Annotated in this window: 25 protein-coding genes and 4 pseudogenes; 14 read left to right on the forward strand and 15 right to left on the reverse strand. The window is 70.7% G+C overall.

The genetic code is table 11. The features are described from left to right. Positions 1–27: 27 nt before the first annotated feature. Positions 28–957: an NmrA/HSCARG family protein gene (locus AB0H88_RS49720; RefSeq protein ID WP_357656840.1), complete on the reverse strand. Its 930-nt coding sequence runs from the start codon at positions 955–957 to the stop codon at positions 28–30. A gap of 92 nt (positions 958–1,049) precedes the next feature. On the opposite strand from AB0H88_RS49720, the gene AB0H88_RS49725 reads away from it, so the two are divergent. From AB0H88_RS49725 to AB0H88_RS49745, 5 genes and pseudogenes are all read left to right on the forward strand, one after another. After that, positions 1,050–1,835, forward strand: coding sequence for an AraC family transcriptional regulator (locus AB0H88_RS49725; protein WP_357656841.1), 786 nt, complete (start codon positions 1,050–1,052; stop codon positions 1,833–1,835). A gap of 76 nt (positions 1,836–1,911) precedes the next feature. Further along, the gene (locus tag AB0H88_RS49730) at positions 1,912–2,481 is read left to right on the forward strand and encodes an AMP-binding protein (protein ID WP_357656843.1); all 570 of its coding nucleotides are present in this window, start codon (positions 1,912–1,914) and stop codon (positions 2,479–2,481) included. Then, positions 2,409–2,738: pseudogene (locus tag AB0H88_RS49735) on the forward strand (AMP-binding protein); the annotation flags it as partial. The gene AB0H88_RS49730 and the pseudogene AB0H88_RS49735, both read left to right, overlap by 73 nt. A 47-nt stretch (positions 2,739–2,785) precedes the next feature. Next, entirely contained in the window at positions 2,786–3,025 is a 240-nt protein-coding gene (locus AB0H88_RS49740; protein ID WP_357656883.1) for an LLM class flavin-dependent oxidoreductase, read from the forward strand. Positions 3,026–3,323: 298 nt separating this feature from the next. Then, entirely contained in the window at positions 3,324–3,785 is a 462-nt protein-coding gene (locus AB0H88_RS49745; protein WP_357656845.1) for an NUDIX domain-containing protein, read from the forward strand. A gap of 32 nt (positions 3,786–3,817) precedes the next feature. On the opposite strand, the gene AB0H88_RS49750 is transcribed toward AB0H88_RS49745, so the two are convergent. Further along, positions 3,818–4,720 (reverse strand): helix-turn-helix domain-containing protein, encoded by a 903-nt coding sequence (locus AB0H88_RS49750; RefSeq protein WP_357656847.1) that lies wholly within the window; start codon positions 4,718–4,720, stop codon positions 3,818–3,820. A gap of 146 nt (positions 4,721–4,866) precedes the next feature. On the opposite strand from AB0H88_RS49750, the gene AB0H88_RS49755 reads away from it, so the two are divergent. Next, positions 4,867–5,988 (forward strand): cytochrome P450, encoded by a 1,122-nt coding sequence (locus tag AB0H88_RS49755; RefSeq protein WP_357656849.1) that lies wholly within the window; start codon positions 4,867–4,869, stop codon positions 5,986–5,988. Positions 5,989–6,050: 62 nt separating this feature from the next. Here the strand turns inward: AB0H88_RS49755 and AB0H88_RS49760 are convergent, their stop codons facing one another. From AB0H88_RS49760 to AB0H88_RS49770, 3 genes and pseudogenes are all read right to left on the reverse strand, one after another. Next, on the reverse strand, positions 6,051–6,578 hold the full coding sequence (locus AB0H88_RS49760; protein WP_357656885.1) for a VOC family protein: 528 nt from the start codon (positions 6,576–6,578) through the stop codon (positions 6,051–6,053). A gap of 29 nt (positions 6,579–6,607) precedes the next feature. Next, positions 6,608–6,937: pseudogene (locus AB0H88_RS49765) on the reverse strand (fumarylacetoacetate hydrolase family protein); the annotation flags it as partial. Continuing rightward, positions 6,937–7,827, reverse strand: coding sequence for an enoyl-CoA hydratase/isomerase family protein (locus tag AB0H88_RS49770; RefSeq protein ID WP_357656850.1), 891 nt, complete (start codon positions 7,825–7,827; stop codon positions 6,937–6,939). The pseudogene AB0H88_RS49765 and the gene AB0H88_RS49770, both read right to left, overlap by 1 nt. 143 nt (positions 7,828–7,970) lie before the next feature. On the opposite strand from AB0H88_RS49770, the gene AB0H88_RS49775 reads away from it, so the two are divergent. Then, positions 7,971–8,945, forward strand: coding sequence for an AraC family transcriptional regulator (locus AB0H88_RS49775; protein WP_357656852.1), 975 nt, complete (start codon positions 7,971–7,973; stop codon positions 8,943–8,945). On the opposite strand, the gene AB0H88_RS49780 is transcribed toward AB0H88_RS49775, so the two are convergent. The 5 genes from AB0H88_RS49780 to AB0H88_RS49800 all read right to left on the reverse strand — a co-directional run bounded on the left by AB0H88_RS49780 (position 8,942) and on the right by AB0H88_RS49800 (position 12,379). Beyond that, a complete protein-coding gene (locus tag AB0H88_RS49780; protein ID WP_357656854.1) occupies positions 8,942–9,679 on the reverse strand; it encodes a response regulator transcription factor in 738 nt (245 codons plus the stop codon). The genes AB0H88_RS49775 and AB0H88_RS49780 overlap by 4 nt on opposite strands. Continuing rightward, positions 9,676–10,914, reverse strand: a complete 1,239-nt coding sequence (locus tag AB0H88_RS49785) for a sensor histidine kinase (RefSeq protein ID WP_357656856.1) — start codon at positions 10,912–10,914, stop codon at positions 9,676–9,678. Before AB0H88_RS49785 ends, AB0H88_RS49780 begins: the two co-directional genes overlap by 4 nt. Before the next feature lie 42 nt (positions 10,915–10,956). After that, on the reverse strand, positions 10,957–11,355 hold the full coding sequence (locus AB0H88_RS49790) for a hypothetical protein (RefSeq protein ID WP_357656858.1): 399 nt from the start codon (positions 11,353–11,355) through the stop codon (positions 10,957–10,959). A 131-nt stretch (positions 11,356–11,486) separates the two neighbouring features. Next, the gene (locus tag AB0H88_RS49795) at positions 11,487–11,978 is read right to left on the reverse strand and encodes a LysR substrate-binding domain-containing protein (RefSeq protein ID WP_357656859.1); all 492 of its coding nucleotides are present in this window, start codon (positions 11,976–11,978) and stop codon (positions 11,487–11,489) included. Further along, positions 11,975–12,379: a LysR family transcriptional regulator gene (locus AB0H88_RS49800; RefSeq protein WP_357656860.1), complete on the reverse strand. Its 405-nt coding sequence runs from the start codon at positions 12,377–12,379 to the stop codon at positions 11,975–11,977. Before AB0H88_RS49800 ends, AB0H88_RS49795 begins: the two co-directional genes overlap by 4 nt. 195 nt (positions 12,380–12,574) lie before the next feature. On the opposite strand from AB0H88_RS49800, the pseudogene AB0H88_RS49805 reads away from it, so the two are divergent. The 4 genes and pseudogenes from AB0H88_RS49805 (at position 12,575) to AB0H88_RS49820 (ending at position 16,852) form a co-directional block, all read left to right on the forward strand. Beyond that, positions 12,575–13,368, forward strand: a pseudogene (locus AB0H88_RS49805) (ABC transporter ATP-binding protein). 67 nt (positions 13,369–13,435) lie between these two features. Next, positions 13,436–14,176, forward strand: a pseudogene (locus AB0H88_RS49810) (FtsX-like permease family protein); the annotation flags it as partial. Positions 14,177–14,222: 46 nt separating this feature from the next. Beyond that, the gene (locus tag AB0H88_RS49815) at positions 14,223–15,620 is read left to right on the forward strand and encodes an MFS transporter (RefSeq protein ID WP_357656862.1); all 1,398 of its coding nucleotides are present in this window, start codon (positions 14,223–14,225) and stop codon (positions 15,618–15,620) included. Then, positions 15,617–16,852: an FAD-dependent monooxygenase gene (locus tag AB0H88_RS49820; protein ID WP_357656863.1), complete on the forward strand. Its 1,236-nt coding sequence runs from the start codon at positions 15,617–15,619 to the stop codon at positions 16,850–16,852. Before AB0H88_RS49815 ends, AB0H88_RS49820 begins: the two co-directional genes overlap by 4 nt. Before the next feature lie 158 nt (positions 16,853–17,010). On the opposite strand, the gene AB0H88_RS49825 is transcribed toward AB0H88_RS49820, so the two are convergent. Beyond that, on the reverse strand, positions 17,011–18,360 hold the full coding sequence (locus AB0H88_RS49825; RefSeq protein ID WP_357656865.1) for an MFS transporter: 1,350 nt from the start codon (positions 18,358–18,360) through the stop codon (positions 17,011–17,013). Positions 18,361–18,667: 307 nt separating this feature from the next. On the opposite strand from AB0H88_RS49825, the gene AB0H88_RS49830 reads away from it, so the two are divergent. Both AB0H88_RS49830 and AB0H88_RS49835 read left to right on the forward strand, forming a co-directional pair. Further along, positions 18,668–19,846, forward strand: a complete 1,179-nt coding sequence (locus AB0H88_RS49830) for a CoA transferase (protein ID WP_357656867.1) — start codon at positions 18,668–18,670, stop codon at positions 19,844–19,846. Continuing rightward, on the forward strand, positions 19,833–20,651 hold the full coding sequence (locus AB0H88_RS49835; protein WP_357656869.1) for an enoyl-CoA hydratase-related protein: 819 nt from the start codon (positions 19,833–19,835) through the stop codon (positions 20,649–20,651). Before AB0H88_RS49830 ends, AB0H88_RS49835 begins: the two co-directional genes overlap by 14 nt. Before the next feature lie 56 nt (positions 20,652–20,707). Here the strand turns inward: AB0H88_RS49835 and AB0H88_RS49840 are convergent, their stop codons facing one another. The 3 genes from AB0H88_RS49840 to AB0H88_RS49850 all read right to left on the reverse strand — a co-directional run bounded on the left by AB0H88_RS49840 (position 20,708) and on the right by AB0H88_RS49850 (position 24,188). Further along, positions 20,708–21,715, reverse strand: a complete 1,008-nt coding sequence (locus AB0H88_RS49840; RefSeq protein ID WP_357656871.1) for a LacI family DNA-binding transcriptional regulator — start codon at positions 21,713–21,715, stop codon at positions 20,708–20,710. 72 nt (positions 21,716–21,787) lie between these two features. Beyond that, entirely contained in the window at positions 21,788–23,227 is a 1,440-nt protein-coding gene (locus tag AB0H88_RS49845) for a carboxylesterase family protein (protein WP_357656873.1), read from the reverse strand. Positions 23,228–23,282: 55 nt separating this feature from the next. Continuing rightward, on the reverse strand, positions 23,283–24,188 hold the full coding sequence (locus tag AB0H88_RS49850; protein ID WP_357656874.1) for an MBL fold metallo-hydrolase: 906 nt from the start codon (positions 24,186–24,188) through the stop codon (positions 23,283–23,285). A 138-nt stretch (positions 24,189–24,326) separates the two neighbouring features. On the opposite strand from AB0H88_RS49850, the gene AB0H88_RS49855 reads away from it, so the two are divergent. Next, positions 24,327–25,238, forward strand: coding sequence for a helix-turn-helix transcriptional regulator (locus AB0H88_RS49855; RefSeq protein WP_357656876.1), 912 nt, complete (start codon positions 24,327–24,329; stop codon positions 25,236–25,238). Between the two features lie 44 nt (positions 25,239–25,282). On the opposite strand, the gene AB0H88_RS49860 is transcribed toward AB0H88_RS49855, so the two are convergent. After that, positions 25,283–25,867 (reverse strand): MlrC C-terminal domain-containing protein (locus AB0H88_RS49860; RefSeq protein ID WP_357656878.1); only part of this gene is annotated, 585 nt, incomplete at its 5' end.

Genomic DNA, 25,867 nt, shown 5'->3' on the forward strand with positions numbered 1-25,867 from the left:
CACTTCGACTGGTTCCGGCTCGGAGGCTCAGGAACCAGCCACGTTTGTGGGCGCGGTCCAGCCGGTGGATCGGATCCACTCGGCCAGGTCGAGGGTGGCCGGCTCGATCGCCCGCACCACCGCAAGATCCGACGGGTGTTCCGCAGCCTTCGCGAACTGACGGAACATCGCCCTGTCGAGGTCGCTGGGAAGCACGCTCAACGGGAGGGCCTCGTACCGTGCCGGGAGCCCGGCGCGCGCCCCGAACGCCGCGGCGATCTGAGGGCCCGTCAGCTCGTCGCCGACGAGCTCGACTGCTTCGCCGGGTGCCTTCGCGGTGTCGAGCAGGAGCGCGGCGGCGACCCGTCCGACGTCCCTGACCGAGATCATCTTCAGGGCGGCATCCTCCGGCAGCGGCAGCCTCAGCACGATCTCTCCGTGCTCCAGGATCGGTGCCATCTCCTCCATGAACGGGGTCGGGCGCACCATCGCGGCCCTGAGGCCGGACTTCCTCAGGTGCTCCTCGATCGAGTGCTTCGAGTCGTGGTTCGGCACACCCCGCTCCCGGTCCGCGCCGAAGACCGAGTTGAACACGACGTGCGGGACGCGTGCCGCGACCGCCGCGTCGACGAGCGCGGTGCCGATGCGGATCTCCGTCTCGACCTCTTCGAGGTTGTTCGCCTCCGGAGTCATGAAGTAGAACGCCTCGACCGCCGTCAGCGCGGCGGCCAGCGACGCCGGGTCGTCGGTCCGGATGGCCGCCAGCTCGACGCCGCGGGCGGCCAGCGCCTGAGCCCGGTCGGAGTGCGGGTTGCGGACCAGGGCCCGCACGGTGGCCTTGTGGTCCAGCAGCGCGTCGACCACCGCCCCGCCCTGTCGCCCCGTCGCGCCGAAGACTGCGATCGTGCCGGTCGTCTGTGCGGCGGTGGGGGAGGACGACTTGGGCGCGGCGTCCTCGAGCTTGATCTGTTGTGACATGTCTCCACGATGCGGTCTGCGGCACCCGGCGCACCACCGGTATCGCGCCAGGTTCTTCCGATAACCCGCCAGTGGCGGGTAGCCTCGATCGCGTGTCCGACCCCAGCTTCGAGCCGAGCTTCTGCACCGACGATGCGCCGTTGTCGGCGGCGCTGGCCCATGGCGCCGACGTGGCCGCGCACTTCCACGACTACGGCCAGCTCCGCTACGCCGCGCGTGGGGCCTTGGTCACAGCGACCCAGGTGGGCACCTGGGTGGCGCCGGCCAGTCGGATCATGTGGGTGCCGCCCTTCGCGGTGCACAGCAGCAAGGCGTACGGCGAGACGGACATCCGGGTGCTGTCGCTGCCCGTGACGCTGACCGGACAGCTGCCGGCCGAGCCGTCGGTCTTCGTGGCGAGCGCGTTGCTGCGCGAGGCCTATCTGGCGCTGATGAGCGAGGGCGAGCCGCTGGAGAGCCCCCGTGCGCGGCTGCTGATCGACGTCGTACTCGGCGAGCTCGCCCGCGCCGCACCGGAGCCGCTGCGCCTCCCGGAGCCGAACGACCGGCGTCTCAAGGCGGTCACCGACCTGCTCCACGTGGACCCGGCAAGCCCGGCGACCCTGGCCGAGCTGGGCCACCGCACCGGCGCCAGCGAACGCACCCTGAGCCGGCTGTTCGGCAGCGAGCTGTCGATGAGCTTCCACCAGTGGCGCACCCTGCTACGCACCCAGCGGGCGCTGATCGAGCTCAGCGACGGCGCCACGGTCACCGAAACGGCGATCCGGCTGGGCTGGTCGAACCCCAGCAGCTTCATCGACGCCTTCACCGAACTGGTCGGTCAGACACCCGGCCGCTATCGCTCGTCGGCTCGGCCCTCCCGCAGCTCCCACGGGTGAGAGGTTGGCGGGGTAGCCGTAGTTCCTGGCGGAACATCGGTGGTAGCCCAAAAGTGGGGGAGCCCGCGGTGGAAGGGTGACTCCCTCCGCCATCACCCAGAGCTCCTCGCCGGCATCGGCGGCCTCGGCCGGTGCGACGCTGAGCGACCTCATCGTCCAGTCGCTGACGCGGCACAGCTCGTCGGAGGCGTTCGTCGCGGGCGACCGGCGACTGACCTACGCCCAGGTGCGGGATCTGGTCTCGCAGTACATGGGTGCGCTCAGCCGGCGCGGCGTTGGCCTGGGGGTGGGCGTCACCATGCTCAGCCCGAACACGCCTGAGTCCTGGATCGTGCAGGCTGCGCCGTACCTCCTCGGAGGGCGCTTCACGGGGCTCCAGGCCCTGGCCTCGGTGCAGGACCAAATCGTGGTCTGCGAGGACGCAGAGGCAGCCGTGCTCGTGGTGTCGGCGCTCTCGAGGAGCACGGCCGGCAGGTCCTCGACCAGGTTGACTCGTTGCGCCATCTGCTGGTGGTGCCGACCGGCGGGGGCGAGCCCGAGGGCGAGTCCTACGCCGCACGAGCGCTCGATGCCGGGCCGGCCACCAAGTCCGACGTCGCGTGGCTGCAGTACACCGGCGGCACGACCGGTCGGCCCAAGGGCGTGATGCTGCCGCACCGGGCGATGGCGCAGATGGCGCTCTCGCACCTGGTGGACTTCGAGCAGCCGCACCTGCCGCGCTACCTGGCCACGGCGCCGCTCACCCACGCCACCGTGCTCAGCGTCCTTCCGACCCTGCTGCGCGGCGGGACGGTCGTCGTCGAGCAGGGCTTCGAGCCCGGCCGCTTCTTCGACGTGATCGAGGCGGAGCGCATCAACTGCTTCATGGGGATGCCGACGATGATCTACGCGCTGCTCGACCACGCCCGGCCGGAGCGCCGCGTCCCTCGATCCCGGTCTACCTCGCCGCCCTGGGCCCGAAGTCGGTCGAGGGCGCCGCGTCGTACGCCGACGGCTGGCTGCCGTTCCTCTACTCGCCCGAGGACGCCGCTCAGGTATGGGGCGACGCGCTCGCCGCCGGCGCGGCCGCGCGCTCCGCGGATCTCGCGCCGCTGGAGATCGTGGCCGGTGGCGTGGTGGCCATCGGAGAAGACGTGAAGGGCGTCCTCGACCTCGTCCGTCCGATGTTCGCCCATCGAGGCCTTCCGTGAATCGGGCGTGACCAACCTCCAGGTGACCCCTGTCGGTGACGACGCCACCGAGCTGGTGCGTCGCCTCAAGGAGTGGGTGGCCTGAACGGGCTCACCACCGGTCCAAAGTGCAGGAACTCCTTCACGGGGCGCGGTGGGTAGGCCTGAAGTCGGTGCCGATGGTGTAGGCGACGGGCGTGGCGCAGGCCGTCGCCGGTGGCTTCCGGCACGGCCGGTGTGAACTGGGCGACGGGCTCCGGCAGGTGTTCGGCGCGCAGCGCGGGATTCGCGGCGAAGCCACCCGTGAGGATTTCGCCGGATGCCCGACGGCCAGCACACGATTATTGACGTGCACATTCTGCTCGTCCGCAACGCCGAGTTGTTGCTCATCAGGCGCCGCGGAACCTACGGCGACGGCATGTGGCACCTTCCCTCCGGCAAACTCAACGCCGACGAGTCTTTGCCGGAACCTGCAGCTCGCGAGGGCAAGGAAGAGGTCGGCGTGTGCATCGACCCGGCCGACCTACATCACGTGCACACGCTTCACGTTGCTGGCTCCGGACCGGTGCCGCGGCTCGGCGTGTTCTTCGAGGCTCGTCGCTGGTCCGGTGAACCGTACAACCAGGAGCCTGATAAGTGCTCGGTCGTCGAGTGGTTCCCGCTCGACGACCTGCCCGACGAGGTGATTCCGTACCCGCTTGCCGGCATCCAGGACTATCTCGAAGGCCACACGTTCGGCCTTCTCGGATGGGCCGAAGAACGAAATCCGGCCTTGGCCTGAGGACCAGCAACGACCCACGACACCGTGCTCGGCTACCGGCTGATCCTCATCCCCGTCGGCCTCGCCGACGACCGGTCGCGGGCGTACTGGGCTGGAGTTTGGTTATAGCGCTGGCGAAACGAACGGATGAAGTGGCTGCTGTCGGCGAACTGCCAGCAGGCCGCGACCTCTGAGACAGGCTGGCCGGCGGTCAGAGCGCGGCGGGCCTCTTCCAGGCGACGGCGCCGGATGTAGGCGGCGACAGATTCGCCGGTGTCGGCAAACGCGCGGTTCAAGGTGCGTATGGAGACGTGCAGTTGACGGGCGAGCAGGCTGGGTGTCAGTTCGGGGTGGGTGAGCCACTGATCGGCGAGTGCGCGGGCAGCCGTGGCCAGCGCGGGGGCCAGGGTGGGTTCGGTGTCGTCGACGTAGTGGTACACCACGCCGCGGGTCAGCTCGATCAGTGCGTTTCTGGCTGCTTCGATGCCGTGGTCGGCGAGTTCGTCGATCGTGTCGTGGAGCAGGCTGGCGTGGGCCAGCAGGAGGCGTACTTCGGGTGTGACGGCCGTGCCGCTGACCGGCCTGTCGCCCGCGTGGCTGCCGATGGCCCCGGCGGGCAGCGCGATGGTGGCGCCGGCGGTCTGCGGGCTCATCTCGAAACCGGTCAGACCGGCGGAGCGCTGGACCATGAACCGCCCTCCCGGCAGGGCGAGTCGGCTGCCGGAGTGCTGCAGGATCCAGGAACCCCGGTGCACGACGTACAGTCGCAGCTCGTCCGCCGCGTGCTGCGTGGTGCCTGATCGCACCCTGATCGCGGTGCGGAAGTCGGTGAGGACTGCGTCCCGTACCCGGGCCTCCCGGGTCTGTACACGGGCGCCGAGCTCCGTGTCGGCGGCGTATTCCGGCGGTCGGTCGCAGCTGTTGATGTGATCATCAAGTTCCGGACTCCCGCTCATATCACCATTGTGGCCCGCATGTTCCACCACATGGCTCCCAGATCCAATCGGAGGCACCGGCACGCCACTTACGTTGGCAGATACCAAGGCCCCGCGGCAATCGGCCCCGTCACCCGGAACGAGCAGGATTCTCTGAGGAGCAGCCCATGACCAGTGCCCGGCAATCCATGCCGCCCGACGGTGCGACGCCCCTGCTGGTGACCGGTTTCGACGCTGCGCGGCGGATGCTGTCCGAACGGCGAACGTCGAAAATCCTTGACGCGGAAGCGAGGGGACTCTCACCGGAACTGGGTGACGCGATGCTGCGCATGATCCTCTTCCTTGATCCGCCGAGCCACACCCGCCTGCGCCGTCTGGTCTCGGCCGTCTTCTCCGCCGCGCGCATCGAGGCGTTGCGCCCGCGCATCGAGCGCGTCGCGGCCGACCTGCTGGACGCGATGGACCGTCTCGAGACGCTGGACCTGATCGAGGCGTACGCGTGGCCGCTGCCGATGCAGGTCATCTGTGACCTGCTCGGCGTCCCGACCGACAGCCGCGAGGAGTTCCGCACGTGGACCGCCATCGTGGCCGGCGGCGCGGCCCGGGAACACGAGCAGCCCATCCAGCTGACCCGGTTGCTCGGCGTCATCCGAGGAATGATCGCCGACCAGCGCGCACACCCAGGCGATGGCCTGCTCAGTGACCTGATCGCGGTTCGTGAGGAGCAGGATCGGTTGTCCGACGGCGAACTCACCTCGATGGTCTTCGCACTCCTGGTCGGCGGGCACGAAACCACCGCCGGCCTGATCGGCAACGGCATATTCCGGCTGCTCGAGGACCGCGAGCGATGGAATCGGCTGCGGGCCGAGCCCGGGCTGCTGCCCACCGCGATCGAGGAGTTCATACGGTTCGACTCCCCACTGGCCACGACCACCTACCGTGCCGCCGTCGAGACGTTCGAGTTCGTCGGCCAGACCGTCGCGGCCGGCACACCCATCGACATCAGCCTGGCGCAGGCCAACCGCGACCAGAGCCGTTTCCCCGAGGCAGACCGGCTGCAGCTGGACCGGGTCGAGAATCCGCATCTCGGTTTCGGCCACGGCATCCACTACTGCCTGGGCGCGCCCCTGGCCCGGTTGGAGGCCCAGGTCGCGTTCGCCGCCCTGATGAACCGGTACCCCGACCTCGACCTCGCCGTTCCGGCCGGCGAGCTGACCTGGCGTTCCGACTTCATGCATGCCCTGTCCAGCCTTCCCGTCCGGCCCCGAGGCGCCCCAGCCACATCATGAGTGACGACCGGCTGGACCCGCTCGTCGCCGTCCCGGCGGCGGCCCCCGCGCCGGCGATCCGGTCACAACTTGAAACCGAGGCCGTCGAGGAAGAACCGCTCGGTGGTGGCCAGGTCCGTGGTGCCGAGGACGACGTGACCGAGCTTGCGTGGTCGGACCGGGCCGGTCCGGCGGACACCCGGGGCGCGGGTGTTGACCCGTTCCCGCCGCCCAGGGCCGTTGTAGGGCGTCGCGGGAACGGTGGGCTGGTCGATCCGCGGCGTGACGGCGACGGTCGCCCGGACCCCGGTGGCGGGTTCGACCGCGGTCACGCTGACCGACGTCCGGGCCGCGTCGATGCCCAGCCGGGTGAGCCGCTCGGTCACCCGGCGCAGATCGTCGTGGTCGTCGGCCCCGATGGTGAGCTGCACCAACCGTCGGACCGGGGTCCGGACCAGCCGCAGCTGTTCCCCGCCGTCGAGGGTGTGGAACGCGCGCTCGGTGGAGTCGGCCGGGTCGACCGGGGTGAGTCCGAAGTCGGTGTAGTACCGGGCCGTTTCGTCGAGGTTCGGCACGCCGACGACGACCGAGGACAACCGGTGCAGTGCCATGTCAGGCCTCTTCCTCTCAGGTCCCGGGTGCGGCCGTCCTGCACGGTCTCGCCGTCGATGGCGCACCCGAGCCCAAGGTCGTCGCGGTCCGGCACGGTCTCGGGGGTGACCAGCCACGGGCGGACCGGGGCGAAGCCAGGGAACGACTTGCCGAGGCTGAACTGCGGCGCGGGCCCGGCCAGCTGCGAGACCCGCTCGGAGAGGTCCTGGCCGATGGTCAGCCCGGCGATGTGGTCCCAGGCTTCGTTCTCGGCGACCCGGGAGCGGAAGCCGGCCCAGTTCTCGTAGATCGAGGGCAGGTCGGGCCCGAACTTGCCGTCCGACACCTGCTCGACATCGAACTCCGGGACGTGCGGCACTACCGCTGAGCCACGGGCCGGGACCAGGGTGACAGGCTGTCGACGAGCCCCTCGAGATCCCGCTCGCCCTCACGGGTCTGCACGCCCGCTGCCAGCTGCTTCCGGGCGACCTCGACCATGTCCTCGGTGAACAGTGAGTACAGGGAGGCGTTTTCGACGGCGTAGGCCTCGTCGGGGGCGGGCGGGGTCGCGGCTCGGACGGTGGCCTTGATCGCGGCGACGACTTCGGGGCGCACTCCCGCCACCCGGCGGGCCAGGGTGTCGACGAAGGCGTCGATCTCGTCGGCGGGCAGGGCCCGGTTCACCAGGCCGTAGCGCTCGGCCACTTCGGCGCCGACGAGTTGGCCACCGATGAGCAGTTCCAGGGCGCGGGCCGGGCCGAGCAGGCGGGTCATGTTCACCGTGCCACCGCCGCCGGGAAGGATCGCGAGGGTGGATTCGGGCTGGGCCTGACCGGATTTGCCGATCGCGGCGAACCGCATGTCGAGGGACATCAGGAACTCGTTGCCGGCGCCACGGGCGAAACCGGCCACCTTGCCGATGGTGACCTGCGGGAGGTCGCGGATCTCCAGGCTCAAGGCCTGCAGGATGTTCAGGCCGTCAGGGAGCACGGCCCCCGGTGCGGCGTCGATCGCGGCCTGGGTCGCGGCGGGCAGGGCCTCCGGGTCGGTGACGTAGGCCATGTCACCGTGAGCGCTGAAGAACTCCGGATCGGCGCTCTGGAACACGATCACCCGGACGTCCGCGTCGGTGCGCACCTGATGCACGAACCCACGCAATGACGGCAGCAGCACGCCGTCCATCAGATTGAGGGGCGGGTGGTCGAGCGACACGGTGGCCACACCGTCCGCAACGCTGATCTTGAGGCCTGCCCAGCTGTGGTAGTCCATGGTGACTCCTTCTCGATGATGCCGGATGTGCGTCCCGGCTCCCAAGACCATATGTAGCAACCGGTGAGGCGAACCATGCCCGAACGGCTCAGATGATTGATTCTCTGTCTCATCTGCGTCTGATCCAGGTGTAAGGTCACCTTGTGGATCCACTGACCGACGCCTTGGCGATCTCGGGCGTCAAAGGCGCGCTGAGCACCCGCGTCGAGGCGGGCGGCCGATGGGCGGTCGCCCTGGACGACTATCCCGGGGCGGCCCTGCACGCCGTGACCGCCGGCGGTGCCTGGCTCACGGTCGCCGGCCGCGAACCGGTGGAACTGGCGGCCGGTGACGTGGTTCTGCTGCCTGCCGGCACCCCGCACGGCCTCACCGACGACCCCGCGGACACGCGCGGTCGGTGCGAGCACGTGGCCGCTCGCGGGCGCGGTACCGGTGAAGTGATCAGCCTCGGGTCGCAGCCCGCGACCACACGGATCGTCACCATTCACTACGACTGCGACCCGGCCGCGCTCACTCAGATCCTGACCCTGCTACCCGGTCTCGTGCACGTGCGGGCCGAGGCGGGGACGCCGGGGCTGACCGATACGGTGCGCATGCTCGCCCGGGAAGTCGCCCATCCGCAGCTCGCCACGCCTGCTGTGCTGAAGAGCCTTGTCGACATCGTGCTCGTGCAGATGCTGCGCGCCTGGCTCGCGGTGAATCCCCCCGAGTGCTTCGGCACCTGGCTGGGTGCGCTCTACGACCCTGTCATCGGCAAGGCACTCCGGCATCTGCACGCGAATCCGGCCATTCCCTGGACGACCTCGATGCTCGCAGAAGCCATCTCGGTCTCCCGTGCGACCCTCGCCCGCCGGTTTCCGGCCGCGACGGGACACACCCCAGCGGCGTATCTGGCGAACTGGCGCATGGATCTGGCCGCCGTGCAGTTGCGCGACAGCCATGACTCCCTCGAGACGATCGCCGAGGCGGTCGGCTACGGGTCGGTGCCGGCGTTCACCCGCGCCTTCACCCGGGCCCACGGACGCACGCCCGGGCGCTACCGCAGTGAGACACGCAGCCACAGCGGTACGGCCTTCCGGTTGGAGACGCCCGCCCCGTCGAGCCTGACGATCGGTTAGGAGGGAGATTCCGTTCCGGCCACCAGACCGGTCTGGTAGGCGATGACAACGAGGTGTGCGCGGTCGCGTGCGTCCAGTTTGGACATGGCGCGCTGCACGTGGGCGCGGACGGTGAAGGGGCTGAGGTACATCCGATCGGCGATCTCCACATTGGACAGACCGGTCGCGACGAGAGCGACCATCTCGCGTTCGCGCGGGGTGAGTGCGGCGAGTCGTTCGGGATGGCGTGGTGGCGAGTCGGACGGGGTGGCGAGGAAACGGGCCACCAGGGAGCGGGTCGCCGCCGGGGACAGGAGGGTGTCGCCGTTGGCGATCGTGCGCACGGCGTCGAGCAGGCCTTGCGCCTCGATCCCCTTGCCGATGAAGCCGCTGGCCCCGGCGCGCAGGGCTTGGGCGATGTACTCGTCGGTCTCGTAGGTGGTGAGGATCAGGACGCGGGTGGCACGCAGATCCGGATCGGCGCAGATCTCCGCGGTGGCGGCGAGGCCGTCGGTGCCGGGCATCCGGATGTCCGTGATCACCACGTCCGGGCGCAGCTTGCGGGCCAGGGCCACCGCCTCCCTGCCGTCGCCCGCCTCGCCGACCACGGCGATGTCGTCGGCGCTGTCGAGGAGAGTCCGGAAAGCGCCGCGCAGCAACGCCTGGTCGTCGGCGAGGAGGACCCGGAGCGGCGCAGCGTCATCCCTGGCCGCTTCGCCGGTGTTCGGTCCGTCGCCTGGTGTGTCGTGGATCATCGGCCCTCGCCATCGGTCGCTCCGTCAGATCTCCGCGCTGTCTTACTGGCGGTGGGAAGGGGCAGGCGGGTGGAGACGCGGAAACCCCCTTCGGGACGCGCACCGGCGACGAGGGTTCCGCCGACCGCGGCCGCCCGTTCACGCATCCCGATCAGACCGTAGCCGGGCGGGCGCTCTTGAGCCTTGCGGGCACCGCCGCCGTCGTCGGTGACCGTGATGGTCACGTGGTCGCGGTCCCAGACCAGGCGCACCTCGGCGCCACCGGTGGCGGCGTGCTTGGTCACGTTGGTCAGGGCCTCTTGGATGACGCGGTAGGCGGTGAGGTCGATCGCCGGCGGTAGTGGTCTGGCCGTTCCGTCCTCGTGCATCGACACCGCCAGGCCCGCGCGGCGGAAGGTGCTCAGCAGCTCGGGGACCTGCGACAGCCCGGGTGCCGGCTCGGTGAGTGCGGAGGTGTCGGCGGTGTCTTCGGGCTGGCGCAGCAGGCCGACCGTGGCCCGCAGTTCGTCGAGGGCGTGGCGAGTGGTCCCGACCAGTTCGTCCAGGCTCGTGCGGGCCTGCTCCGGGCGGGTCGCGAACAGGTGGGCGGCGACGGTGGCCTGCGCGTTGGCCAGGGTGATCTGGTGTGCCACCAGGTCGTGCAGCTCGCGGGCGATGCGAAGCCGTTCCCCGGCGACCCTCCGGCGTGCCTCCTCGTCCCGGCTTTCCTCGGCCCGGCGTGCCCGCTCCTCCATGATCGTCAGGTAGGCCCGCCGGTGCCGCGTCGAGCGACCGAACACGGCAGCCACGAGTGGTGTCGCGGCCACGGTCGCCAGCCTGCTGGTGTCCGCCCACGAGAAGTCCGTTTCGAAGAACGGGGGGACGGCGACCAGCAGCGCCGCCGCTGGAAGCAGGGCCGCGAGCGCCACTCGCCGTTCGGCGCGGACGGCGAGCGAGTAGGCGCTGATGGCGGTGGGGGCCACCATGAGCGGGCTCGACAGCAGGCCCATCGGCGCGACGAGCATGCCGCACACGGTCGTGGCGATCACGGTGGCCACGGGCGCGCGGTGCCGCGCCGGGAGCAACCCGGACGACACCGCGGCGAGGAGGTAGGCCGTCAACGGCGGCGGTGTCACCGTGTCGTCCACCCGCAGCGCACCACCGAGCAGGCAGAGCGCGAACGCCACCGCGACGACCGCTCCGTTCCGCCACCACGGCCCGGCCGGAGGTGCGAGCGAACTACGCCTGTCCGTCATCGATGTCCATCAACCGCGTCACATGCTCAGCCTATGGTTTGTTCAGTGAAGTTGATGTTGGACGTCGCCGACTTCGGGCTCCCGCTGGAATTCGACGCGCACGACCGCGGCGGGCTTGATGATGCCGGCCGGGTTCGGCGGTGTGTGTCCGCCATCGGTGGTGAAGTAGGCGATCCGGCCGTGGTCACCGTTCTGACGGCCCCATGCGGCACTGGAGGGTCCGAGGAACCGGTGGTCGATCGGCTCACCGATGATCAGTTCGCTTTCCGTCGCCGCGATCGCTGGATCGAGGGGGACGCGCCACAGGGTGTTGTCGATGTGGGTCGTGATGTACGCGACGCCGGCGTTCTCGTCCACGCAGAAGTCGTCGACCGCGTGAATGCCCTTCGTCACCACCTCTGGCTCGCCGGCCGGCTGGTGGGTCGCCGGGTCGACGGCCACGCGAACGAAGATCTGCTCCCACGAACCGGTGTAGTACACGTAGCCGGACTTCTCGGCGACACGGACGACGCCGTGTCCAACGACGCGTTTCGATGGCGCGGATCGCTCCGGCAGATGGGTGGTAGGTGCGTTCAGCTGTTCGCGTCCAGGTACCGCCGCGCAACACGTTCGAGTGCTTGGGCAGCGGCACCCGAAGCACGGCCGGCAGCCGTGGCCAGTGAGATGGGCCAGTCCAGGTCGGCGCCAGTGACACGCACCATGGCCAGCTCCTCGTCGGGAACCGGGACCACGCGCGGGAGCAGGGCGACACCGAGGCCGTGGCGGACGAAGTCGGTGCCGGCGGTGATGTCGGCGATCTCGATCGTGACGTGGCGGTCGAGCCCGGCGGCGGCGAACGCTTGATCGGTCACCGCGCGGTTGCCGTAGCCGAGCGGAAAGTCGACAAAGGACTCGTCGGCCAGTTCCGAGATCGCCACGTCCCTTCGTGCCGCGAGCGCGTGATCCCGCCGGACGACCAGATCCAACGGGACAGATGTGAGCTCCCGCACGCGCACGCCGACCGGCGGCCGGCCGGGAAGGGAAATGAAGGCCAGGTCGAGCCGGCCCTCCGTCAGCTCGGTCACGAGTCCCGTGGATCCGGTGCCCACGATCGCCAGTTGTAGGACATCTCGGGGTATTCACGGTGGAACTGGCCCAGCACGGCGGGCAGATCGATCATTCCCAATGAACTCATGGTGCCGACGCGCAACGTGCCGCGAATGCCACCGATGACCTCGTGCACGGTGTCTCGGGCAGCGCGGGCGGCGTCCAGTGTCGCCCGCGCCTTCGGCAGCAGTTGCCGGCCGGCATCGGTCAACGCGATCTGGCGGCCGGTGCGCAGCAGCAAGGGAGCCCCCAGTTCCCGTTCCAGGGATGCGATCGTCGCGGACACGGCGGACTGGACGACGTGCAACCGGGCTGCGGCGCGGGTGAAGCCGGACTCTTCTACGACGGCGACGAAGCACGCCAGTTGACGCAACTCCACGCGTCGATCATCGCATCGATCGGTGGGATCCGGCACGCGTGTAGTGCGTTCGCACCAGGAACGGGCCGGACCGGTCCGCACGCACCAGGCGAAGACGGTCTCGGCAAACGATGTGTGGCACCGCGGTGCGCGACAAGGTTGGTGGCGGAATCGTCCGGCACCGGCTCGGACGGCAAAGCGGCAGGAAGAAGTTCGATGAACCCCGGAGACAGCACCGACGCGATTCGGCTGACGGCCGTTCGCAAGCTCTATGGGAGGCGCGACAACCAGGTGGTTGCGCTGGAGGAAGTGACGACGCGGTTCGGCCGGGGAACGTTCACGGCGATCATGGGGCCGTCGGGTTCGGGCAAGAGCACCCTGTTGCAGTGCGCGGCCGGGCTCGATCAGCCGACGTCCGGTTCGGTGCTGCTCGAGGAGCACGAGCTCAGCGAGCTGACCGAGACCGAGTTGACCAAGCTGCGGCGGGACCGGATCGGGTTCGTCTCCACGCGTTCAACCTGCTTCCGGTGCTGACCGTGCGGCAGAACGTGACGTTGCCGTTGCGGCTCGCCGGCCGCAAACCCGACCGGGACCGGGTTGCGCGGATCCTCGACCAGGTCGGCCTCGCCCAGCGGAGCAACCACCGTCCGGCGGAGCTGTCCGGTGGGCAGCAGCAACGGGTCGCCATCGCCAGGGCGTTGATCAGCGACCCCGCCGCCATCTTCGCCGACGAGCCGACCGGCGCCCTGGACACCAGGACCGCGCGGGACATTCTCAGCTTGCTGCGGCACTCGTCGCGGGCGGCCGGTCAGACGATCGTGATGGTGACCCACGATCCGGTCGCGGCGTCGTACGCCGATCGTGTCCTGTTCCTCGCCGACGGGCGGCTGGCCGGTGAGCTGCACTCGCCGACCGCCGAATCCGTGGCCGACCGGATGACCCGCCTGGGCGCCTTCGCCGACGAAGGCCCTCGCCCGCGGCCGGTGGCGAACCGAGGAGGGCAGCGCTGATGCTGCAGCTCGCACTGCGCACCCTGCGGTTCCGCGCGGGCCTGTTCGTGGCGGCCTTTCTCGCCGTGTTCTTCGCGGCGGCCCGATCGCGATCGGGGACGAGCACGCCAAGACGCTGGGAGTCGACGTCGGCGGCACCATCACGCTGCGGATGGGCGACAACACCACCCTCGACGTGCGGGTGGCGGCCCTGTTCTCCGCGCCGGACGGCTACGACACCCTGTTGCTTCCCTCCGACACCCTGGCCGCTCACACCACCGAGGAACACGCGACGCGGATCCTGGTCAAAGCCGACGAGGGCACCGACCCTGGACAATTGACCGCGGACCTGACCGAGGTGACCTCTGCCGAGGACGGCCTGACGGTGACCGGTCACGACGTCCTGCTCCGGGAGTTCGACGAGCAGAAGACGACCGCCAACTTCGCGATGTACCTCATGGTGGTCATGATCGCGGGGTACGCGGCGATCACGGTGATCAACACGCTGGTGTCGAGCATGACGGCGAGGCGGCGGGAGTTCGGGCTGCAGCGGCTCGCGGGCTCGACGCGTGGCCAGGTGTTGCGGATGGCCGGCTTGGAGGCGGCGATCCTGGCCTTCGGCGGCATCGCGCTGGGCACCGTTGCCGTGCTCGGGATCCTGGTACCGGTCAGCCTCAAGCGCCTCGGGTCGGTGCTGCCCGCCGGATCCCCGTGGATCTACGTGTCGACGGCCGCGCTGACCGTCCTGCTGACCCTCGGAGCGACGCTTCTGCCCGCCTGGCGGGCCACGCGTGGCCGACCGGCCGAGGCGGCGCTCGCCGTCGAGTAGCCCGGCAGATTCCTCACCTCACTTTCCCGTCACAGAAAGGATTCCCATGACCACAACCCTGGCTCCTCCGGTGCGGGCCGGGAAGGCCGCGGTCGGGGCTCTCGGCATGCTGGCCCTCGCCAGCGGTGCCCTGGAGTCGGTCGTGCAGCCAACGCTCCCGCTCCTGCAACGCGAACTGGACATGGGGCCCGCCGGAGGGGCACTGCTCAGCATTCTGCTCCCGATCACCGGCGCGCTCGTCACGCCGTTGGCGGGCCGGTTCGGCGATCGCTACGGCGGAAAACGAGTCTTGATCCGGCTGATGATCGTGGTGTGCGTCGGCGGCATGGTGTCTGCACTCGCGCCGGGTCTGCCCGTGCTGCTGGCCGGCCAGGTCCTGCAGGGCGCGATGGTCGGCGCGCTGCCCCTGTCGTTCATCGTCGTGCGCAAGCACCTGTCCGCGGGAGAGTCGAAGGTGGCCATCGGGGTGGTCAGCGGGCTGTTCGTGGGTGGCGGGATGCTGGGCATGCTGGTGGCCGGGCCCGTGGCGGAACAGCTGTCCCGGCACTGGATGTTCGCGCTGCCGACGATCGCCGTCATCGTGGCCACCCTTCTCGTGAACCGGCTGGTGCCAACGGATTCGGCGGAGGAGTCGGACGACGCCGGGGTCGACTGGCCCGGGCTGGTCCTGCTGAGCGGGGTGGTGATTACGCTCATGCTGACGATCAACTTCGCTCTCGACCTGGCTTCGCAGCCGCTCGTGCTTTGCGGCCTCGTCGTGCTTCTCGCCGCACTGGTGGCCGGCTGGATCGCCGTCGAGCGGTGCGCGGCCTCGCCGATGATCGATCTGCGCCTGCTGGCCCGGCCCATGATGTGGAAGTCGAGCGTGCTGACGTTCACGATCTGCGTCGGTACCTCGATGGCGATCTTCCTCGTCACGCAGCTGTGGAGCGCGTCCGGTGCCGGGTACGGCTTCGGGGCCGGCGCCACCGAGATCGGCCTCTTCCTGTTGCCCAGCACCGTGGTCGCGACGCTGGCCGGACCGCTGGGTGGGAACTGGGAGCGGCGTTCCGGCTCACGTTCGGTGGCCACCGCCGGGGTTGTCATCATGACTGTCGCCCTGATCGCCATGTCAGTCGTGCACTCCGAGGCGTGGTACCTCGTCGTCGGCAAGGCACTGGTCGCACTGGCCAACGGCCTGGTCGTCACCGCGATGACGACCGGCATCGCCACCTCCGTCGCGGCGAACGAGACCGGCGTCGCCACCAGCCTGATCCTGGTGACCCGCGTGCTCGGGATGGCCTCGGGCGGGATGTTCGGTGGCGTGCTGCTCGCCGCCGGGACCCCGTCCGGGTCGGACGTCGCGGCCGAATCGTCGTACATCACCGGATTCGTCATCGCCGGCGTCGTCACGGCGCTGGCCCTGTTCGTCACCCGCACCATGCACAAGGGAGTCAAGGCATGACCAGCACTGCTCACCCGATGGGTACCAGGCCGAAGGGCACGATCTTGATATCCGGGGCCAGCATCGCCGGTCCCACGCTCGCGTATTGGCTGACCCGCCACGGGTACGCGGTCACGGTGGTGGAGCGGGCGGCCGCGGTTCGCAGCGGTGGTTATCCCATCGACGTGCGCGGCACCGCGCTGGAGGTCGTCCGGAGGATGGGGATCCTGCCACGACTGCGGGACGCGCACATCGATCTGCGCCGGCTGACCTTTCTCGACGGGAACGACAGTGAGGTGGCCTCGGTTCACCCGCACGCGGTCACCGGCGGTGCCGAGGGACGGGACTTGGAGGTGCGGCGCGGGGATCTGACCGACGCGCTTTACTCGGCGGTCTGCGACGACGTGGAGTTCCGGTTCAACGACTCCATCGACACCCTGGTCCAGTCCGATGACGGGGTCGACGTCACCTTCCGCGGCGGCGGCCAACGCACGTTCGACCTGGTGTTCGGCGCGGACGGTACGCACTCACGTACCAGGGAGCTCGTGTTCGGCTCCGAAGCGCAGTTCCACCGGTACCTCGGCTACTGCTTCGCCGTTTTCCCCATGCGCAACACCTTCGGGCTATCCCACGAGACCGTCATGTGGAACACGCCGGGTAGGGCCGCGGCTCTCTACGCCGTGGGGGAGGACGACGAGGTGCACGCCTTCCTGAACTTCGCCCAGCCGGAACCGCCGTTCGACGTGTTCGCGAACCGGGAGGCCCAGCGGGAACTCGTCGCCTCGGTCTTCGCCGACGCGGGATGGGAGGTCCCCGCGATGCTGGCCGCCATGCACGAGGCGGACGACGTGTTCTTCGACGGTGTCAGCCAGATCCGCATGCCCCGCTGGCACAGCGGCAGGGTCGCGCTGGCGGGTGACGCCGCGTACGCGCCCTCGTTCCTCACCGGACAGGGTTCCAGCCTCGCGCTCGTCGGCGCGTACATGCTCGCCGGTTCCTTGGCAGGCCGGGACCACACCGCCGGGTTTGCCGCCTACGAAGACAGCACGCGTGAGTTCGTGGCCGTGAACCAGGGGCTGGTCGGCGAGGGCGGCGCCACGCTCTTCCCGACCACCGCCCAGGCTTTGGACCAGCGCAACGACAGGCTGCGCAAGCTCGGCACCATGCCCGCCGCCGAGCCGCGACCGGCCCATTCGGCCCTCACCCTGCCCGACTTCATGCCCATGAGGCCCGCGGCCGGCAGGAGGTACTGATCGACGACCGCCTGCCCGGCGGGCCGTCGTCGACGCCGCGCACGCGGATCCGCCAAGGAATCGCGCGGTGCGCAACGAGTCACCTGAGGTGCGCTCGACCGGCTCTCGCTGTTGAGCACGGCGGGGTGTCCGGCGCCCGCCGGCCTCGTGCAGCGCGCTCAGCTGCGGCCGAGTGACTCGTCGTCCAGGTCGTCCAGCGCGGACAGGGAGATGCCCCGGGTCTCTTCGGCGGCCAGCACCGCGACCGTCGAGATCACGGCGGCACCGGCCAGGTAGACCGCGATCGGGACCGCGGAACCGTAGGCCTTGAGCAGGCTGGCGGTGATGAACGGGGCGAGGGACCCGGCGAAGATCGACGTCGTCTGGTAGGCGAGGGAGACGCCGGCGTAGCGCATCCGCGTCGGGAACAGCTCGGCCATCATCGCCGGCTGGGGTGCGTACATCAGTCCGTGCACGACCACGCCGAGGACGAGCGCCAGCACGATCAGTCCCGGGTTCCCGGTGTCCATCAACGGGAATCCCGCGAAGCCCCAGCCGATCATCAGGACCGAGCCGGTGAGGTAGACCGGGCGACGCCCGAACCGGTCCGCGAGGTGGCCGAACCACGGCACGATCGCCAGGTGCACGACGTGGGCGACCACCAGGAGCAGCAGGATGTCGGTGGTGCTGCTGCCCACGCGCAGCGCCAGGTAGGTGATCGAGAAGGTCACCACGACCTGGTAGAGGATGTTCTCGGCGACCCGCGCCCCCATCGAGATCAGCACGCCGCGCGGGTAGCGCCTCAGGACCTCGATGACGGACGAGCGCTCCGACTCGCGCTCCTTCGCCCGCTTCAACGAATCGAGGAAGATCGGCGCTTCCTCCACCTGGGACCGGATGTAGTAGCCGATCAGTACGACGATCGCCGATGCCCAGAACGCCGTCCGCCAGCCCCATGCGGCGAACGCGCTCTCGGTGAGGGAGAACGACAAGGTCAGCAGGACAATCGTGGCGAGCAGGTTGCCGAGCGGCAGGCCGGCTTGGGGCCAGCTTGACCAGTAGGCGCGCCGGGCGTCCGGGCTGTGCTCGCCGACGAGCAGGACCGCGCCGCCCCATTCGCCGCCGACCGCGAAGCCTTGCACGAAGCGCAACACCACCAGGATCGTCGGCGCCCAGAAGCCGATGCTCGAGTAGGTGGGCACACAGCCGATCAGGAAGGTGGCGGCGCCGACCAGCAGCAGGCTGAGCTGGAGGAGCTTCTTCCGGCCGACCCGGTCGCCGAAGTGGCCGAAGACGATCCCGCCGAGCGGGCGGGCGACGAAGCCGACCGCGTAGACCAGCAGGGCTTTGATGACACCGTCGAGCGGATTCCCGTTGTCCGGGAAGAAGACGGTACCGAAGACCAGGGCCGATGACGCGGAATACAGCAGGAACTCGTACCACTCGGCGACAGTGCCGGCCATGGACGCGGCCACGACCTTGCGGGGCCCGGCCAACGGGGGTGCGGCCGCGGATTCGGTGCTCTGCATCGAGGACGTCTCCTTTGTCGATGTTTTGCCGGGACGATTTATTGCGCACTTCGCTCGTTGGGGGCAAAGCGGCTTACCTCGGCTGCGAGGAGGCTCGTTGCCGAGGATCGAAGCACACCGGCGCCGTAATGCGCAACCGATTGCTCACAGGAGAACAATCGGTTGCGCATCTTGACCGGAGAACCGCCGCGGACGTAGCGTGCCCGGAGCACTCACTCGTTCCCGAGACCCGGACCGGACCGGACCCGGCGCTCGCAGGCACCCTCCGCCGCCGGTGGAACATCGCACGTACAGACAGGGACGACACATGCTTTCCGGAACCAGAGTCGTGAGCTTCACGCACTTCCTGCAGGGCCCCTCGGCCACCCAGATCCTCGGGGACCTGGGTGCGGACGTGATCAAGATCGAGCCACCGCAAGGCGCCTTCGAGCGTGGCTGGTCGGGCCCCGACGCGTTCGTCGGCGGCGTCTCGGTGTTCTTCCTGCTCGCGAACCGCAACGCGCGCAGCATGGTCGTCGACCTCAAGTCCGACGAGGGCCGCCGAGTGCTGCGCCGGCTCCTGGACGGCGCCGACGTCCTGATCGAAAGCTTCCGGCCGGGCGTGATGGACCGGCTCGGGCTCGGCTACGAGGAGCTGCGGACCACCAACCCGCGGCTGGTCTACTGCTCGCTCTCCGGCTATGGGTCCGACGGCCCCTATAAGGACCGGCCGGGGCAGGACGTCCTGGTCCAATCGCTGTCCGGCCTCGCCGCGGCGACCGGGGCCGCGGGCGGGCCGCCCACCCCGGTCGGCGCCTCCGTGGTCGACGCGCACGGTGCGGCGCTCGGGGCGCTCGGGATCCTGGCCGCGTTGCACGGGCGGGCGCGGACCGGCGAAGGCACGCGGGTGGAGAGCAACCTGCTCAGCGCCGCCTTGGACCTGCAGGTCGAGCCCCTTTCCTACCACCTCAACGGGTTTGGCGGCGAGCGAAGCCCTTCCGGCGTCTCGTCGCGGTTCTACAAGGCGCCGTATGGCGTCTTCGCCACTGCTGACGGGCACCTGACGATCTCTCTCACGGGCACCGACGTGCTGGCGAAGGTGCTCGACGAGCCGTGGTTCACCGGCGTCGCCCCCGCCGACGAGTACGCGCGCCGCGAGGAGGTCAACGAGCGGGTCGCCGCACTGCTCGCCCAGCACCCGACGGCGTACTGGATCGAGCGGTTCACCGAGTTCCGGGTCTGGCACGCGCCGGTCTGCGACTTCGATGACGTGGCCACCGATCCACAGGTCCGGCACAACGAAACGATCCTGACCATCCCGCACCCGGAGGCCGGCGACGTCCGGGTGCCTGCCCACCCGATCCGCTACGGCGGGGAGCGCCCGGGGCTGCGCCGGGTGCCACCGGCACTGGGCGAGCACACCCGGGAGGTACTCACGGAACTTGGCTACAGCCCGGCCGCCGTCGACGCCTTGGTCGCGGGGGGTGCGTTCGGTGCCCAGTCCTGAGGGCGGCGTCGACGGGACCGCCGGCCCGGTGCTCGTCCAGCGCCGCGGCGCCGTCGCGGTACTCACCCTGAACCGGCCGGCGAAGTACAACGCGATCGACCACGCCACCGTCGACGCGCTGACCGGCGCGCTCGACGAGATCGAGGCCGACCGGAACGTGCGGGCGGTAGTGCTCACCGGTGCCGGCAAGGCATTCGCCGCGGGCGCGGACATCGCCTTCTACGCGGGCGCGGACCACGGGGAGTTCGCTGCCTTCACCGAGCGCTGCAACGCTCTGTGCGACCGGATCGCGCGGTGCCGCGTACCCGTGGTGGCGGCGGTGCGTAGCCTGGCTCTCGGCGGGGGGTTCGAGCTCGTGCTGGCGTGCGACGTGGTGGTTGCCGAGCGTGGCGCCGCGTTCGGCCTGCCGGAGGTCACCCTGGGGCTGCTGCCGGGCTGGGGCGGCACTCAGCGGCTGACTTGGCACGTCGGCCCGACCCGGGCCCGCTGGCTCATGATGTCCGGCGACCGTCTGGGCGCCGTGGCCGCCGAGGCGGTGGGCATCGTGACCCACCTGTGCGAGGGGGACGAGCTGCTCCCGCGGGCGCTGGAGGTCGCGGACCTGCTCGCCGGGCGGGCGCCGCTGGCCGTGGCCGCGATCCGGGACGCGGTCGTCGCGGCCGTCCACGGTGGACCCGAAGGATCCGACGGCCCGGGCTTCCGCCGCGAACGCGAGGCGCTGGGGGAGCTGTTCGCGTCCGCCGACGGCCGCGAGGGCATCACGGCCTTCGTCGAGAAGCGCACGCCGAGGTTCACCGGACGCTGATCGCCACCGGAGTGGCCGGGAAGCCGGCGGGATCGGCCCGGCCGTTCCGGGCGGAGTCAGAGTGCGCGGGTCGACTCCCGCAGCACCAGCCGCGGCGTCGGGTCGGCCACCACGAGATCGCGTAGCGGTGTGCCGCCGAGGTGCTCGATCAGTACTCCGCACGCCGCGCGACCGAGTTCTCGCAGGGGCAGCCGCACCGTGGTCAGTGCCGGGTTCCAGGCCTGCGCGACCCAGGTGTCCAGCACGGTCACGACGGACATGTCCTCGGGTACCTGGACGCCGGCCCGGCCCAACGCGGAAACCGCGCCGACCGCCGCGTTCACACTGGACACGACGAGGGCGGTCGGTCGCCGCGGTGCGCCCAGGATCAGGTGGGCGGCCGCCGCCCCGGCGGCCGCCTCCCAGCCCGCCCGCACCACCCACTCCGGCGCGATCGTCAGCCCGGCTTCGGCCATCGTCTCGAGGTAGCCCTGGTGACGGCGGACCGCGGTGTCGTGGTGCGGTACGCCGGCGAGGTGGCCGATGCGCTCGTGGCCGAGCTCGACCAGGTGACGGGTCGCCAGCCGGGCGCCGGCGACGTCGTCGAGGACCACCGAGCCGGACCGGCCCGGCAGCCGGGAGTTGATCAGCACGACGGGGACGTCGTCGCCGAGCACCTGGGCGAGGGCGGCGTCGTCGAGGTCCTCGCGACGCTGCAGCAGCACGCCGTCGACCCGGCCCTCGGCAACCAGTTCGCGCAAGTGCCCGTGCCCGGACGGCGGCGGGTCGACCTGACCGAGCAGCACCGACATGCCGGCTTCCCGGGCCCGGTCCTGCACACCCCCGACCATGTCCGCGAAGACGGCGTTGGTGACGTCCGGGACGATCAGGCCGACGGCGCCGGAGCGCCGGAAGCGCAGAGCCCGGGCCCGGTGGCTTGGTACGTACTGCAGAGCTTCGGCGGCTTCGCGGACCCGTGTGCGGGTGGCCTCGCTGACCCGGGCCTGCGAGTCGCCGGTGAGCACCCGCGACGCCACGGAGCGGGAAACCCCGGCCGCGTCGGCGACGTCCTGGAGCGTGGGCATGTCGGTGAGTCTACCGGCGCAATCGATTGTCCCGGCGCCCAGCAATCGATTGCGCCGGACCCGGTGGATCTTTCAGCCGCCCAGGGCTTCCGCCTGAGGCCGCTGCGGGTCGTACGCGGCCCAGCCGGGGTCGCCGTGGGTCGCGAAGGCGACCCAGGCGCCGTGCACGCGGGCCGCGAGCCCGGCGGGCGCCGGGTCGGGACCGAGCAGACCGGCGTCGCCGTGCAGCCACGGTTCTTCGGCGATGTCGAAGACGAAGGGCAGTTCGACCGTGTGGGTGGCGCCCAGCCGCCCGTCCAATGCCGTCGAGCGGTAGCCGAACGAGTAGGCGTGGGTGCGGCCACCGGACAGCCGGGCGTGGGCCTCGGTCAGCCGCGCGGTGCCGGCCCCGAAGAGGCCTTCGCCCAGCACTGCGGAGCGTAGCTCGCCCGGGGACGCCCCTGGCCGGGCCGCCCGCTGGGCCGCGACGACGGCGGTGGGGTCCGCGCCGACCTTCGCCGCGACGGCGAGCACGTCGTCGTCCGTGGACGATTCCAGCTTGCCCTGCGGTACCAGGTAGAGGTGGCCCTCCTCGGTGTTGGTGCCGATGAGCAGGTCGACCTCTCCCGCGGGCCCCTCCGCCAGTGCGTCGGCCGGCTGCACGGGCAGGACGAGGGAGAACGGGCTCAGCTCGACAAGTGGGTCCGTGGCCGTCGCGGTTCGCAGGTCGGTCCCCGCGAGATCCGGCAGGATCTCGAGGAACCGCTCGTCCGGGATCTCGGCGAAGGCCGCCGCGGTGGGCGGCACGCCCAGCGCCCGCGCGGCCACGGCCGTGACCCGCTGCGCCTGCTCGGGGGTGAAGGCGCCGGTGCCGCTGCCGCTCTGGACGATCGCGCGCCGGAACAGCCCTTTGGCTTCCGGCGTCGCCAGCAGAGCTCCGGTGATGGTGGCGCCCGCGGACTGGCCGAACAGCGTGACGTTCCCGGGATCGCCACCGAACGCGGCAATCGTGTCCCGCACCCAGCCGAGCGCGGCGAGGACGTCGAGCAGCCCGCGGTTGGCGGGTGCGCCCTCCAGGTCGAGGAAGCCGGGGATGCCGACGCGGTAGTTCACCGTCACCAGCACCACGCCGTCGCGGGCGAACGCCCGGCCGTCGTAGAGCGCGGCGCGGGTGGAGCCCGTGACGAACCCGCCGCCGTGCACGAAGACCATGGCCGGCCGCTTCCCGCCGTCGGTGCCGGGCGTACGGACGTCGACGGTCAGGTACTCCTCGCCGCGCACCCAGCCCGGGCCGAAGTAGGGGATCATGTCGAGCCGCCCGAAGTCCCGTGCGGGCTGTGGTGCGGTCGGCGAAGGCGCGGTGGCGTCCCGGATACCGGACCAGCCCGGATGGGACGCCGGTGGCGCGAACCGACCGGCGCCCGTGGGCGCCACCGCGTACGGGATGGCACGGTAGAGCTCGCCGAAGCGGTCACGAACACCGCGTACGGCGCCCGCCGGGGTCTCGACGATCGGATTTGCCTGCTGGGGCACGGGAAACGCTTCCTCTCTCGGGTTACTGCGGGGCAAGGGGCCGGCCCCACCGGGCTCAGGCGATGCGGGAGAAGCCCGCCCACTCCTTGATGGCGAACTTCGACCCGTCGCGCTCGACCTCGGCGCCGCCCTGGCCGGCGAGGTGAGCGGGGAAGACCAGCGCGTTGTCCTCGGCCGCGCGGCCGAGGAGCTTGTGGCGGGTCGCCCGGGCCTCGGCCGGGTCCTCGCAGAAGCAGGAGTTCGTCTCCGGCTCCACGAGCTGAAGCGGGGTGTGCACCAGGTCGCCGACGAACAGCGCGCGGTCGCCGCCCGACTCCAGGGTCAGCACGGACGACCCGGGGGTGTGGCCGGGCGCGAGATCCAGCCGGAGGTTCCGGTCGATCCGGTACGAGCCGTCCCACAGGTGGGTCAGCCCGGCCTGGTGTACCGGGGCGACGCTGTCCTCGAAGACGTTCTGGTTGCCGCGACCCAGCACCGGTTCGTGGTTGTTGGCCGGGTTCCAGAAGTCGAAGTCCCGCCGCGTCATCAGGTACGTGGCGTTCGGGAAGGTCGGCACCCAGGTCCGGCCTTCGAGGTAGGTGTTCCAGCCCACGTGGTCGATGTGCAGGTGGGTGTTGATGACGACGTCGACGTCTTCGGGCCGGACTCCGGCGGCGGCGAGGTTGTCCAGGTAGTTCGTGTCCAGCCGGTTCCAGACGGGCGCGTAGGGGCGGTCCTTGTGGTTGCCGACCCCGGTGTCGACGAGGATGGTGCGGCCTTCGCTGCGCAGCAGCCAGGACTGGATGGCCGATTGGCACTCGCCGGTGCCGGCGTCCAGGAAGTCCGGGGCGAGCCAGCTCCGGTGCTCGTCCCAGGCGCCGTCGCGGCTGTCGGGGAAGAACTCCGCGGGGCTCATCTCGACGGAGCCGTAGTACTCCTTGACGCGCGTGACGGTCACGTCGCCCAGCTTGATCTGATCCATGATCACTCCTCGTGAGTCGCGGGCAGCCGCCCTGACCAGGTCGAGCCTGATCGTGTCCCCGTGCGGCAACCAGTCCCGCCTTGTCCTACCCCCGGCAGGGTGTGGCTGGGCGGTGCTGCCGTGGTGGATAGTGGAGTGATGGACGGACCAAGCCCGCTCGGCGATTTCCTGCAAGCACGGCGGGCCAGGCTGCGCCCGGAAGACGTGGGTCTCCGCGACCTCGGGCCGCGCCGGCGGGTGGCGGGGCTGCGCCGGGAGGAGCTGGCGCAACTGGCGGGGGTCAGCGTGTCCTACTACACCCGGCTCGAACAGGGCCTGTCCCGTGGCGCGTCGGCGGAGGTGCTCGAGGCGATCGCCGGCGCCCTGCTGTTCGACGACCACGAGCGGGACCACCTGGAACGCCTCGCCGGGGCCTCCCGCCGGGTACCGCAGGCGCGAAGGCCCCGCCCCGAGAAGCTCGCCGACGAGACGCGGGACCTGCTGCGCTCCTTCGACGGCGTCCCGGCGCTCGTCCTCGGCCGGCGCACGGACGTGCTGGCGTGGAACCCACTCGGCCACGCGCTGCTCGCCGGCCACGTCGACCCGCTGAGCCCGGAGGACCCCGCGCGCCGGCCGAACATGAGCCGGATGCTGTTCCTGGACCCGCACTGCCGGGAGTTGTACGGGGACTGGCGGCGCAAGGTGCGCGCGGTCGTGGGCAATCTGAGGATCGCCGTCGGCCGTCATCCGGAGGACCGGCTGCTCGCCGAGCTGATCGGTGAGCTGACGATGAAGAGCCCCGAATTCGTGGCGTTGTGGGGTGATCACCGAGTGACGCCGTGCGACGCGGACACCTACGAGCTGCGCCATCCGGTCGTCGGCACGGTGACGGTCACCCAGCAGACCCTCGTCCTCGCGCGTTCGCCGGGGCAGTCGGTCGTGGTGTGCACGACGCCCGCCGGGTCACCCTCGGAGGCGGCCATGGCCCTGCTGCGGCAGGCGAGTGCGGGGGAGCGGGCCGGCCGCAGCGGTGGACCGGCCCAGCCCGGCCGCTCCACCGCCGCCCGGTGACCACCTCGTAGCCCGGCCGGCGGTGGGCGCCGCCCGGTGCCTCGTCACGGCGGTCCGCCACCGGGGGTCACGCGGACCGATGCCGGCAGCCGTCGCCAGGCGAGGTCGGCGGGATCGGCCGCGAGGAGACCGGGGGAGCGGGCGACCAGGATCTTCCGGGCGATCGGCTCGAAGTCCCCGCGGAAGTGCACCGAGCTCTTCACCACGAGGAGCCGCTGGTCCTCCGGGACGATGCCGACCATCCGGAACAGGTTGCGGTCGAACACCTGGGAGCGCCCGGTCGTCACCGCCACCCGCACGGACCCGGACCGCAGGCACGTGGCGGGACCGAGGTCGACCTCGGTGCCGTGCAGCATCGGCCCGTCGAAGCGGCAGCGTCCGTCCGACAGCGCCTCGACGACGAACCGGCTCCGCACCGGTTCGTCCCCGGGCACCGCGGGATCACCGCCGATCGCGAGGTCCACCGTGGCGCCGACGCCCGCCTCGGTGGCCGTGGCGGCGGCCGCGGGATCGGTGATGAGCCCGAGGGCGACGGGCTCGTCGCTGCCGGCCGCGAGGAGGGCACGGAGCAGCCCGGTGGTGCGGCCGGAGCCGCCGGCGCCGGGGTTGTCCTGGGTGTCGGCGACGAC

The sequence above is a fragment of the Nonomuraea sp. NPDC050680 genome (genome assembly GCF_040654555.1).
Taxonomy (GTDB): Bacteria; Actinomycetota; Actinomycetes; order Streptosporangiales; family Streptosporangiaceae; genus Nonomuraea.